General features: G+C 56.6%; 12 protein-coding genes. 7 read left to right on the top strand and 5 right to left on the bottom strand.

From position 1 onward, the window contains the following. The first annotated feature begins 36 nt into the window (after positions 1 to 36). Positions 37 to 855, top strand: coding sequence for a hypothetical protein (locus GOV89_RS17410; protein ID WP_171180676.1), 819 nt, complete (start codon positions 37 to 39; stop codon positions 853 to 855). Between the two features lie 87 nt (positions 856 to 942). Here the strand turns inward: GOV89_RS17410 and GOV89_RS17405 are convergent, their stop codons facing one another. Genes GOV89_RS17405 through comD form a run of 3 tightly spaced genes read right to left on the bottom strand, consistent with a single transcriptional unit; the run spans position 943 to position 3156 of the window. Next, positions 943 to 2088 carry an alpha-hydroxy acid oxidase gene (locus GOV89_RS17405; protein WP_371809128.1) on the bottom strand — a complete coding sequence of 382 codons (1146 nt, stop codon included), beginning with the start codon at positions 2086 to 2088 and terminating at the stop codon, positions 943 to 945. 10 nt (positions 2089 to 2098) lie between these two features. After that, the gene (gene comE, locus GOV89_RS17400; protein WP_171180678.1) at positions 2099 to 2653 is read right to left on the bottom strand and encodes a sulfopyruvate decarboxylase subunit beta; all 555 of its coding nucleotides are present in this window, start codon (positions 2651 to 2653) and stop codon (positions 2099 to 2101) included. Beyond that, positions 2650 to 3156, bottom strand: coding sequence for a sulfopyruvate decarboxylase subunit alpha (gene comD, locus GOV89_RS17395; RefSeq protein ID WP_171095649.1), 507 nt, complete (start codon positions 3154 to 3156; stop codon positions 2650 to 2652). The genes comE and comD overlap by 4 nt, the downstream gene beginning before the upstream one ends. Positions 3157 to 3280: 124 nt before the next feature. Here comD and GOV89_RS17390 point away from each other — a divergent pair, with 124 nt between their 5' ends. Next, positions 3281 to 4174, top strand: a complete 894-nt coding sequence (locus GOV89_RS17390; RefSeq protein ID WP_171238722.1) for a LysR family transcriptional regulator — start codon at positions 3281 to 3283, stop codon at positions 4172 to 4174. A gap of 18 nt (positions 4175 to 4192) precedes the next feature. Here GOV89_RS17390 and GOV89_RS17385 read toward each other — a convergent pair whose 3' ends face one another. Together GOV89_RS17385 and GOV89_RS17380 are read right to left on the bottom strand one after the other, a co-directional pair. Continuing rightward, positions 4193 to 5461, bottom strand: a complete 1269-nt coding sequence (locus GOV89_RS17385) for an MFS transporter (RefSeq protein ID WP_171180682.1) — start codon at positions 5459 to 5461, stop codon at positions 4193 to 4195. 475 nt (positions 5462 to 5936) lie between these two features. Next, positions 5937 to 6539 (bottom strand): helix-turn-helix domain-containing protein, encoded by a 603-nt coding sequence (locus GOV89_RS17380; RefSeq protein WP_171180684.1) that lies wholly within the window; start codon positions 6537 to 6539, stop codon positions 5937 to 5939. 147 nt (positions 6540 to 6686) lie between these two features. Here GOV89_RS17380 and glyA point away from each other — a divergent pair, with 147 nt between their 5' ends. The 5 genes from glyA (at position 6687) to GOV89_RS17355 (ending at position 12235) form a co-directional block, all read left to right on the top strand. Beyond that, complete coding sequence (gene glyA, locus GOV89_RS17375) at positions 6687 to 7940, top strand: serine hydroxymethyltransferase (protein ID WP_171180686.1); 1254 nt, start codon at positions 6687 to 6689, stop codon at positions 7938 to 7940. 11 nt (positions 7941 to 7951) lie between these two features. Further along, positions 7952 to 9331, top strand: coding sequence for a dihydrolipoyl dehydrogenase (lpdA, locus tag GOV89_RS17370; protein WP_171238721.1), 1380 nt, complete (start codon positions 7952 to 7954; stop codon positions 9329 to 9331). 14 nt (positions 9332 to 9345) lie between these two features. Continuing rightward, complete coding sequence (lipA, locus tag GOV89_RS17365; RefSeq protein ID WP_171180691.1) at positions 9346 to 10290, top strand: lipoyl synthase; 945 nt, start codon at positions 9346 to 9348, stop codon at positions 10288 to 10290. A 24-nt stretch (positions 10291 to 10314) separates the two neighbouring features. After that, on the top strand, positions 10315 to 11733 hold the full coding sequence (locus GOV89_RS17360; protein ID WP_171180693.1) for a sodium:alanine symporter family protein: 1419 nt from the start codon (positions 10315 to 10317) through the stop codon (positions 11731 to 11733). Between the two features lie 79 nt (positions 11734 to 11812). Continuing rightward, a complete protein-coding gene (locus tag GOV89_RS17355) occupies positions 11813 to 12235 on the top strand; it encodes a universal stress protein (protein ID WP_171180695.1) in 423 nt (140 codons plus the stop codon). Positions 12236 to 12318: the final 83 nt, after the last annotated feature.

Raw genomic sequence — 12318 nt, 5'->3', positions numbered from 1 at the left:
TGTTCCTGTGGAAGTGAAAAGCTAGGAGATTGGCACATGAACTTCAAAAAATCTGCTTGCGGCGCAAGCACAATTACTCTGACCTGTCTGCTGGCTTCTGCAGCGTCCGCTCAATCCTTGCCCCCGCCAGGGCAGGATGACGAGGGTTGGCGGCACACGCTTGGCTTTTACCTATTCACACCACTCAGGACCACCGGAACGTCCACCGTTGCGGGTGTCTCGGCTGATCTTGATCTTGATCTGGGTGATGTTTTGGAGGTTCTCGATTTCGCCGCCGCCGGGCGTTACGAGTCATGGAATGGCGATTTTGGTATCATTGTTGACGCCAATTATGTGGGCATAGAAGAAGACGCGACACTGCCCGGACCGATTGGGGCCTCGGTGAACGTAGATGTACGTCAAAAATGGTTCGGAATCTTGGGGGCTTATCGTATTGCGGATGGCACCTATGGCGCGGCCAATCAACGCTATACCATCGATCTTCAGGGGGGCATTCGGTACAACTCGATCCGGCAGGAGATTGACATCACAACACCGGGCCCAACAACACCACCGGTATTGGGCGGTGATCCGGGATGGGTCGAGCCCGTTATCGGTGCCCGCGGCATGTGGAGACTGAACGACCGTTGGACGGCTATCACGTCCCTTGATCTTGGTGGCTTCGGTGCGGGTGGTAACGATCTGCAGATCGGGGCGAATATCGGTTTTGACTACCAGCCGTGGGAAAGAACAGCGATCACATTTGGCTATCGGTACTTCAGTGTTGACTTCAGCGACACGCTGAGCACCGGTGCTTTCGCCTATGATGTTACCCAACATGGACCGTATTTTGGATTGAAAGTCTTCTTCAATTAAACGCCAAATGGCGAGGCCGACACGGCATCTTGCCTATTCATTTCACAAACCGCGCGGGGCAGGTGTATGGACTGGCGCCGCGTGCAGTTACGTTTTGCTCTCTTGAAGCAAAAATTGCGAACGATCCAGGCTCTGGCCAAGCTGAGCCGGTCTGGGTGTTGTTGCGCCAATCTGGGCAAGGGTCAGGCTCGTCTCCTGCGACAGCACATCCCAAAGGGTTCGCAACCCAGTCTCTCCTCCAGCAGCGATTGCATATAACAGAATGCGCCCCAGAAAGGCAAAATCAGCACCTGACGCCAGCACCTTCACAACGTCTTCACCGCTGCGCAGCCCACTGTCGTAGAACAATGGAAAATCCGAGCCAACCGCCTGACGAATGGCGGGCAGCGCGAGAGCGGGAGGGATTGCAGCATCTAGCTGCCGACCACCGTGGCTGGACACCTGTATGGCATCCACTCCCGCTTGTTTGAGGCGCTGTGCATCTTCGGCATCCAGAACGCCTTTGACGACCAGCTTGCCTGGCCATCGGTCACGCAACCGACTGAGATAGTTCCAATCGGCACGCGCGCGGGATTCGGTGCGATCAAAGGTGCCGTCTGGAAAATTTGCCATCTGTGGCTTGCCGCGGAACAAAGTGTTCAGCGACCAGCGTGGATGCAGCGCGAAATCGAAAAACTGCCTGGGCCCGATCCGAAACGGCATCTTGAAACCGTGGCGCAGTTCGCGCGGACGTCTGCCAACTTCTGGTACATCCAGTGTCAGAACTAGTGTGCGATAGCCTGCCGCTTCGGCCCGGTCCACAAGACCCATAGCGCTGCTGCCGTCGCCGCTGAAGTACAGTTGGAACCAGGCGTGCCCTTCAGCCACTTCGATGATCTTTTCCAACGGCGTCGAGGCTACGGTCGAAACCCCGTGCGGGATTTCGTAGTCAGCTGCCAGGCGCGCCAGCATAAGGTCCGCGTCGGGCGCAGCCAGATTGCACATCCCCATTGGAGAGATACCAAAAGGCCGTTTGGCAGCATGGTCAAAGACAGCCAAATCCAGGCTGCGCTGGCTGACATCCACCAGAACCCGCGTGCGCAGGCGAATGTCCTGCAAGGCGCGCCGGTTTAACTCCGCGCCGTGTTCTTCACCCGCGTTGCCATCCATGTAATCAAACACCATCCAAGGCAGACGCCTGCGGGCTATCCGCCGGGCATCTGCGCTAGAATGGATCTGGCCGGACGGCAACATGTTCGGGACCTCAGGCCTGAACAGCTTTCATGAACCGATCACGGATTACCACCGGGTCCATGGTGATGACGGGCATCTTGGCATTGCCGCTTTCGCATTTGGCCACGATGATGGTCATCTTGTTCCCGGCCAGAGCGTCTTCGATCGCCTGTTTTGTATCCTCGGCCCGGCATTCGACAACGTTTTCGCAGCCGCAGGCCGAAGCGACTGCCGCTAACGAGGTTTTCTGCCCCGCATAGGTCGGCTGATCACCGGTCGAACCATATGATCCGTTATCAACGATCAGCAGGATGAAATTGTCGGCCACGTTGTTCGCGATCGTGGGTAGAGTGCCGAAATTAGTCAGAACCGAGCCGTCACCGTCGATGGCAATCACCTTTTTGTCCTGAGCCAGCGCCAAACCCAATCCGATGCTTGAGGCTAGTCCCATTGTGCCCAGCATGTAGAAATTGGTGGGCTGGTCGTCGATGGCGTGCAGTTCCTGACTGGGGATGCCGATATTGCAGACCACCAACTGGTCGCGGATAACAGGGGCGATTTCTTTCAGAATCTCAGAGCGGATCATTGGTCTCCGTAGCCTCCCCAGAAGGACGCGTCGGTCAGGATGGCGACCGGCTTGTTGCACATGAAGGTGTATTTCAGGATTGTATCCAGCTCATCCGCGTCACTTTCCTTGTGGAAGTGATAGGTCGGGATGTTGAGTTGGGCCAGCAGAGCCTTGGTGTGCACCGCCATTTCAACCTGGCAGGCTACCGGTTCGCGCAGTTCACCCCGGTATGAGATCAGCATCGGCAGCGGCATCCGGTAGTACTGGATCAACGTGGCCAGCGTATTGATTGTCACGCCGATCGCGGTGTTCTGCATGATGATGGCGGGTCGCTTGCCCCCCATCCAGGCCCCGGCGCACAGACCCATGCCTTCGTCTTCTTTGTTTGAGGGGATGTGAAAGATCTCGGGGCGCGCTTCGACCTCGTCGATGACACCGGCCAACTGCTTGCAGGGCACGGTCGTCACGAAACTGATGTCATTGGCCACCAGATCATCAACGATTTTGCTGTGGATGGACATTCTCGATTCCTCTGTTCACTGACACTCATATCGCCCAAAACCTATGCTTTACTCAATGTAATAATACTTTATTATGAATAAAGTTTTGGTTTAGTTTAGTCATGCGCCGCGAAGAAATGGTTTCATGAGCATCACGCTGTACAAAACCCTGATTGCAATTGCTGACACAGGCAGTTTTGCTGCCGCCGCCGACAAGGTCTATGTCTCTCAGGCGGCGGTTGGTCAGCAGATGAAGCGGCTTGAAGATCACTTGCAAATTGCCTTGTTCGACCGAGGCGAGCGCACTCCCAAGCTCAATCAAACCGGCTGGGCGCTGGTACCCAAGGCCAGAGATCTGGTGCGCGCCTATGACACAATCCTGGAAGGTGTGGTTGGTGACACGGCTTTCGGCGGTGAGTTTAATCTGGGCGCTGTGTCATCGACCATTCGCAGCTTGATCCCGGTCACCGTCCGGCGATTGCTGGAGGCCTATCCGGAGCTACGAGTCCATGTGACGTCGGCTCTATCCGGAGATCTTCAGACGCAGGTAGAGCGTGGCGTGATCGATGCGGCGGTGCTGAGCGCGCCAGAAACTATGACCCCGGATCTGGAATGGCATCCTTTTGCGACCGAAGAACTGGTTCTGGTGACATCGCCCGAGGTGACCGAAACTGATCCGATCCAAATCCTTGCAACACAACCTTTCGTCCGACACGCCCGGGATGGGATGGTCGGTGTTCTGGCCGACACGTGGCTTGCCCAGAGCGGAATCCGGGTGAGCTATGCCATGGAAATGAAATCGCTCGAAGACCTCACGAGTATGGTGGCGCATAACTTGGGTGTCTCAATCGTGCCCAACCTGTGTATGCCCGATCCGGAATTCGGCCGATTGCGAAAATTCCCGCTAGGTGGCAAACCCGTTTCCCGCGCGCTGGGCGTTTTGCTGCGCGCCGACAGTCCCAGAAAGCGGTTGATTGATCTGTTCGTTGACGAAATCCGGACCTCTGTCGCGTACCATCCGGCTGTGTCCAAGGATTAGCCAAACTTTCTAATTGTATTAAGCACGGCCCTCTATGCCAGCTTCCTCATTAAAACTTGCTTCCTCTTCCTGTACCAAGGTTTCCGCTTGCAAGACGCCGGGTTGTGTCGCGCCGATGATGCCCACAACCTGCACTTCTCCGGTCTCGGCAGGCGCGGCAACCTTGACGCGCCGGATCAATGCGATCACGGCAACAGAAAGCCCGATGCCGGCTAAAAGAAACTGTAATCCCCTGCCTCCGAACAGGGAAATGGCGTTTGGACCCAATATGGTTCCGATGAGAAGTCCGATGTTCAGCAGCAAAACCATGGTGCCACTGGCGGGTACGATCTGAGACAGGCGGAGCTGATCATTCGCATGAGCGGTCAGGATTGAGTAGGTCGGGTACAAACCGATTGCAATCACGACAAAGCCGAAGACAATGTATTCGGGTGATGTGTTGGCTGCCATCCAAAGACCCGACACCAAGACGATAACGCCCAGACCAATAACAACATAACGCCTGTCGGTGTGGTCTGAAATCCAACCCACCGGATATTGCACGACGGCACCGGCAATCAGGGCAGCCACCAAAGCGCCTGATGCCTGCGCAGCCGAGAACCCCTGTTGCAGGGCATACAAGGGCAGGGTGATATAGTGTGCGGAAACACCGATACTGACCAACACAATCCCAATAACCGCGATGGGAGAGACCTTGTACAACCGTGTGACTGGCATGCGCTCAGGGACGGTATAGTCCGGTGCTTTGTTGCCTGACAAAAGCAATGGCACGATCGACAGCGAAATCAGGATCGAGACGGTTCCGAACAAGAGATTGCCAGTAGGATCAGGAAAGCCAACAAGAGCCGTACCCAACGCTGGTCCCGCAAGTTGGATGATGAAATAGAGCGACAGCACCTGCGCCCGCGTATTGTTTTCGGATTTGGCGTTCAGCCAGCTTTCGGTGATGACGTAAAGACCCGGGTAACAAAACCCTCCCAAAAAGCGCATCACGCTCCAACTGATGGCATCGCTGGTCAGCAGGTGTACGATCGCCGCGATAGAAACCAGTGACGCAAGTGCGGAAAATGCCCGGATGTGCCCGACGTTTTCCACCAGACGCGGCGCCATGGCCGTTCCGGCCAGCGCGCCCAGCGGATAGCTTGCTTGCATGACCGAGATGGTAAAATCACTGAACCCAAGACTTGCGCCGCGAATTGTAAGCAAGGTCGCCAACAGGCCATTGGCAACCATCAGCATGAGCATCCCCAAAAACAGGGCCCAGTTTTCATTTAATGCGCGTATCATGCCCCATGCCTATTGCGGGCCGGATCAGCAGTATATCAATCCCGCGACAAGCTGATGTCGCGACAAGCCACAGCAAGGCACCTGAAACGGGCCTTGCGAGATTGCCGATACTTTCAAAGAAAGTTCAGGCTGGCAGACAGCAGAGATCTAGGTGTCTCTTGAAACCAGCACTGCCCAAACCGTTGAATCGAGGCGGGGACCTCGCGCGCTGGCGAGAAATTCGGTGTCTCACATTGTGTCGGGAAAGGATTGGCGCGACGCCCAAAGCGCCACTACGGGCAGATTTTCGCATCGCAATTCCATGGCGAACGCGTCAAAGCGCTGGCGCAAGCGTTGGTGCCCTCGAACATACAAGCCATGGCAGAGCGACCGTTACTGCGCGCAGACCGGTAGACAAGATTTCTTTTGTCAAAAAGAGCGGCAACCGGCACTGATCTGAATTGCGCGTCCTGCACCTTGGCGGGCCAAGGTGGGTTCACTCCAGCGAGACCCAAAGCACCTTTGCGTCTTCTTTGCTGGTCGAAATGCAACCATGCCCCATTCCGCTGTCATAATAGAGCGAATCCCCGGCCTTCATTGGAAGTGGACGGTAATGCTCGGACAGGAAAATTAGCTCGCCGCTGAGGACATACATGAATTCTTCGCCCGAATGGTGAACCAGCGGATCGAATTCTGATATGTCTCGCGCCCGGATTGTTGCGATATAGGGCAACATGCGTTTGCTGGTCAGATCCGAGCACAAAAGTTCGTGCAGGTAAGTGGCGGTTTCTCGCGTGTCGCCCTGACCTTTGGCGGTGAAATCGCGCCGCCCTGCTATGCCTGACTGACCCGACTCCAAAAACAATTGTGGGGGGTTCATGTCCAGCGCCTGGGTCAGACGGCGCACGATCTCGAAACTTGGTTTGGTCTGGTTGTTTTCAATCTTCGACAGAGTCGAGCGACCGATTCCCGCAGCGCGCCCGGCCTCTTCCAAAGTCCAGCCTTTTTCCCGCCGTGCATCGCGAATGGACCGGCCCAACGCCGCGCCTTCGTCCTCTTCGTCTTGGACAGAACCTTCATTCCAATGGTCGTCGCCCATCATTTTCCTCCCAATTTACCACAGGTTACAGGTTCTCCTATACGCACGCAATATCGCGAATATGAGAAATATGTTGCCATTAAGAGCGTAGTTCCACTATAGGAAACAAAGTTTCGAATACAGGATTCGAAAGTGGAGGAAGAAACCATGTTCAAAACGTCGCTGAAAGATGCTGATCCTGTCATCGCTGCGTCGATTGACCGTGAGGGCGTGCGCCAGGCCGAGCAGATTGAGCTTATCGCATCCGAGAACATCGTCTCTCAGGCCGTGATCGAGGCGCAGGGCTCGGTCCTGACCAACAAATACGCCGAAGGATATTCGGGTCGCCGCTATTATGGCGGGTGTGAATATGTAGACGAGGTCGAATCCGAGGCCATCGACCGTTTGAAGAAACTGTTCGGGTGCGAATACGCCAACGTGCAACCGCATTCCGGTGCGCAGGCAAATGGCGCAGTCAAACTGGCACTGTTAAGCCCGGGCGATACAATTCTGGGCATGTCTCTGGATGCTGGCGGTCATTTGACCCACGGGGCGAAGCCGGCGCAATCAGGCAAATGGTTCCGGCCTATCCAATATGGCCTGACCGAGGCTGGCCTGATCGACTATGACCAAGTCGAAGCCTTGGCCAAGGCTGAAAAACCGCAGTTGATCATCGCAGGTGCGTCGGCTTATTCGCAAAAGATCGACTTTGCCCGTTTCCGTTCCATCGCGGACGAGGTCGGCGCATGGCTACTGGCCGACATGGCCCATATCGCGGGTCTGGTTGCAACCGGTTTGCACCCTTCACCTATTGGTCATGCGCATGTTGTCACGTCGACCACGCATAAAACCCTGCGCGGCCCGCGCGGAGGCATCATCCTGACCAATGACGAAGCGCTGGCGAAAAAGATCAACTCGGCCGTGTTCCCCGGTCTTCAGGGCGGCCCGTTGATGCATGTGATCGCGGGTAAGGCGGTTGCGTTTGGCGAGGCGCTGAAGCCTGAATTCAAAGAATACATGCAGCGCGTGGTCGATAGTGCTTCGACGTTGGCCAATGTGATGATCGCACGGGGATGTGACATCGTTTCTGGTGGTACCGAGAACCACCTGATGCTGGTCGATCTGCGCCCAATCGGCGTAACCGGCAAAGATGCCGAAGCCGCGTTGGAGCGTGCCGGGTTTACCTGCAACAAAAACAGCGTTCCGGGTGATCCTCAGAAGCCAACCGTTACCAGCGGTATTCGACTGGGTACCGCTGCCGGATGCAGCCGTGGCTTTGGGGCGGAAGAATTCAAACAGATTGGCAACCTGATTGGCGATGTTCTGGACGCATTGGCTAAGTCGCCCGACGGTGATGCCGCTGTCGAACAGGCGACCCATGCAAAAGTCCGCGCTCTCTGCGCCAGCTATCCGATTTACTGAAAGACGACGAAATGACTTACGACCTGATTGTCATCGGCGGAGGGCCAGGCGGCTATGTCGCCGCGATCCGTGCGGCCCAGCTGGGTATGAAAGTGGCTTGCGTCGAGGGGCGCGGGGCTCTGGGTGGCACTTGTCTGAACGTCGGGTGCATACCCTCCAAAGCGTTGCTGAACTCCTCGGCGAAATTTGCCGAACTCTCCCATCTCTCCTCCCATGGCATTGCGGTCGGGGAGGCCAGCATTGATGTACCCGCGATGATGGGGCGCAAGGACAAGATCGTTGGCGATCTGACTAAGGGCATTGCGTTCTTGTTTCAGAAAAACGGAGTTGATCTGATCGAAGGCTGGGCCACCATTCCCGCAGCCGGTCAAGTCAAGGTGGGCGACGAGGTTCATGAGACTAAGAACATCCTGATTGCTACGGGGTCCGAGCCTACCCCATTGCCCGGCATCGAGATTGACGAACAGAACGTCCTGAGTTCGACCGGTGCGATTGCGTTGGACAGCGTGCCGGATCATCTGGTGGTGATCGGAGCTGGCGTTATTGGTCTGGAACTGGGTCAGGTCTGGGCACGTCTGGGAGCCAAGGTCACAGTTATTGAGTATCTGGACCGCATCCTGCCCGGCATTGACGGTGAAATAGCCAAATTGGCGCAGCGAGCGCTCAGCAAGCGCGGCTTGAAGTTCCAGTTGGGGCGTGCGCTGAAATTCATTGAAGAAACCACGACTGGTCTGAAATTGACCGTGGATCGTGTGGGCAAGGACAAAAAAGAGGTGATCGAGGCCGACAAGGTTCTGATCGCCGTCGGTCGCCGCCCCGTTACACGCGGGCTGGGTCTTGAAGACCTTGGCATCGCTGTGAGCCCGCGCGGCTTTATTGAAGTTGACGGCACGTTCCAGACCTCGGTTCCTGGCGTCTATGCGATCGGTGACTGTGTTCCCGGCCCGATGCTGGCGCACAAAGCCGAAGAGGACGGCGTTGCCTGTGTCGAAATGCTGGCCGGTGAAACGGCTCACGTCGATTACAACACTGTTCCGGGTGTGGTTTATACCGACCCCGAGGTCGCCTCGGTGGGCTTGACCGAAGAAGCGCTGAAAGACGCGGGTACCGAATACTCGGTTGGCAAATTTGCCTTCATGGCCAACTCGCGGGCGCGTTCGACCGGCGAAACCGATGGTGCGGTCAAGGTTCTGGCAGGTCCCAACGGCAAAATTCTGGGTGCACATATCTGCGGTGCACATGGTGGTGATCTGATCGCCGAACTGGTTCTTGCGATGACCAAAGGCGCCACCGTGTCCGAGGTCGCCTCAACCTGTCATGCACACCCGGCTATGGGGGAGGCGGTCAAAGAAGCCTGCCTGGACGCCCTGGGCCGCGCAATCCACGCGTAAGAAAGAGCAGACAGATGACTATCCAGCTTCGCCCTCGCCACCCTGAAAAGGCCAAAAAGGCTGACAGTGTCATCCCGCGCAAACCCAAGTGGATCCGCAAGAAAAAGGGCGATAGCGCCGAGTATTACGAAACCCGCCGCCTGATGCGCGAACATAACCTGGCGACCGTTTGCGAAGAGGCTGCCTGCCCCAACATCGGCGAGTGCTGGTCCAAGCGTCACGCCACCATGATGATCATGGGAGAGGTCTGCACACGCGGTTGTTCCTTCTGCAACGTCTCCACGGGCCGTCCCGATGCGCTGGATGCGTTTGAACCGGGTAGGGTTGCCGCGGCGGTGAAAAAATTGGGCCTGCGCCACGTGGTCATCACCTCGGTCGACCGCGATGATCTGGACGACGGCGGGGCCGAACATATCGCGCAGACCATTCGCGCCGTACGTCATAAGAATCCGGGCACCACGGTCGAGGTTTTGACCCCTGATTTTCTGGGAAAAGGTACTGCCTCAAATATCGTATTTGACGCGGCACCGGATGTTTTCAACCATAATCTGGAAACTGTGCCGCATCTTTACCCAACGGTACGTCCCGGTGCGCGGTATTATGCTTCGCTGCGTCTTCTGGATGATGCGAAACGCGCCAATCCCGAGATTTTCACCAAATCCGGCCTAATGGTGGGCTTGGGTGAAAGCCTGAATGACGTGCGGCAGGTCATGGATGACCTGCGCGCCGCTCAAGTCGATTTTCTGACAGTCGGCCAATACCTGCAACCGACCCCGAAACATCATCCAATTGACCGGTTCTGGTCACCGGAGGAGTTCGCCCAACTGGAACAGATCGCACGTTCCAAGGGCTTCCTGCACGTGTCGGCAACCCCGCTGACCCGTTCATCGTTCCACGCGGACGAAGACTTCGCTGCTCTTAAGCAAGCCCGCCAGCGGGCCATCGCAAACAGGGCATAACCAAACGCAAATGGGAGGGAAACCATGGAAGCGTTAACTTCAATCACAGGGGCCATTAATGGCGTCGTATGGGGGCCGTGGATGCTGGCGCTCATCCTTGGCGTCGGCTTCTTCCTACAGGTTGGTCTGAAATTCATGCCGATCCTGCGCATTGGCACGGGCTTCAGCCTGCTGTTCAAAGGGCGGGAAGGTCAGGGCGAAGGGCAGATCAGCCCGTTCAACGCGCTGATGACCTCGCTGTCGGCGACCATCGGTACAGGTAACATTGCCGGTGTGGCCACTGCTGTCTTCCTGGGCGGTCCAGGCGCCTTGTTCTGGATGTGGATGACCGCCCTGGTGGGCATGGCCACCAAATATGCCGAAGCTGTCTGCGCGGTGAAATATCGCGAAAAAGACGAGCTGGGCAACTATGTCGGCGGCCCGATGTACTACATCAAAAATGGTCTGGGCGCGAAATGGGCCTGGTTGGGCGTTGCCTTCGCTCTGTTCGGCGGCATTGCGGCCTTCGGCATCGGCAATGGCGTTCAAGCCAACGGTGTGGCGCAAGTTCTGGAAACAAACTTTGGCATCAATGAATCGATCACAGGCATTGTGCTGATGATCCTGACCGCCGCCGTTATTTTGGGTGGTATCACTCGCATCGGTGCTGTTGCAGGTAAACTGGTTCCGTTTATGGCCATTGCCTACATCGTTGCGGGCCTGCTGGTTCTGCTGATCAACATCGGTTCAATCGGCTCAGCGCTGAGCGATGTGTTCACTTATGCGTTCACGCCTTGGGCTGCCAAGGGCGGCGCAGCTGGTGCAGCGGTGTGGCTTGCCATCCGCTTTGGTGTGGCGCGCGGTGTCTTCTCGAACGAAGCTGGTCTGGGTTCTGCCCCGATCGCCCATGCCGCAGCCGAGACCAAGGGACCTGTAAATCAGGGCCTGATCGCGATGCTGGGGACGTTCATCGACACAATCATCGTGTGTTCGATCACGGGTCTGGCGATCATCGCTTCGGGCGCATTGGATGCGTCGGTTGCGGATTTCGTGGCCAATGGTGAAACCGAAGGATACAAAGCGATTTCCGGCGCAGCTCTGACGTCGCTGGCCTTTGAAACCACTCTGCCGGGTATCGGTGGGTACCTGATTGCAATCGCTCTGTCGATCTTTGCGTTCACCACTATCCTGGGCTGGTCCTTCTATGGCGAGAAATGCGTTGAGTTTCTGCTGGGTGTTAAATCCCTGCTGCCTTACCGCATCCTGTGGATCGTCGCGATCTACTTCGGCGCAACAGCAGATCTGGGCTTTGTCTGGCTGCTGGCAGATACGCTGAACGCCATGATGGCTATCCCGAACCTGATCGCTCTGGCCTTGCTGAGCCCGATCGTCTTCAAGCTGACGAAAGAGTTCTTCGCGTCGAACGGTCAATCGGAAGAGCCCGGCGGTCAAGCTGCCGAATAAGCTCGGCCCTGACGAATGCGGGGGGCCAAACTGGCCCCCCGGTTTTGAAACAGAAATCCATATCTCGAGGAGAGACGTGATGGCCACGAAAATCCTGCTGCCAATTGATCACACCGACGACCGCTCGTGGAAGAATGCCCTGCCGCTCGCACTTGAACAGGCCAAGTTCTATGGTGCCGAGCTGCACGCAGTTGCCGTCATCCCCGAGATCATCCAGCTGCCGAACCTGCCCGCCAACTATGGTGCGGGTGCCCGGGATCATGTGCGCAATGCAGTTCAGGCTATCCTAGATCATGGCAATGCCTCGGACGTGAACGTTCACATCGAAGAAGGCAGCGTATACCGCGAAATCCTGAAACTCGCTTACAAGGATGGCTTTGACCTGATCATCATGGCCTCGACCAAAGGCGATTTCCCGAATTACGAGATCGGCCCGAACCTGGCCCGTGTGGTGCGCAATGCGCATTGCACAGTCACAGTCGTTCGCGACCAATCCCGCTGATCGAAAGGTGAGAACTATGTCCGACATTAAACGCACTCCCTTGTATTCGTTGCATGTTGAGTTGGGAGGTAAGTTGGTTGATT

It is taken from the genome of Ruegeria sp. HKCCA5763 (genome assembly GCF_013034545.1).
Taxonomy (GTDB): domain Bacteria; phylum Pseudomonadota; class Alphaproteobacteria; order Rhodobacterales; family Rhodobacteraceae; genus Ruegeria.
The sequence above is the reverse complement of the archived record's forward strand: the minus strand, read 5'-3'. Positions and strand labels throughout refer to the sequence as shown.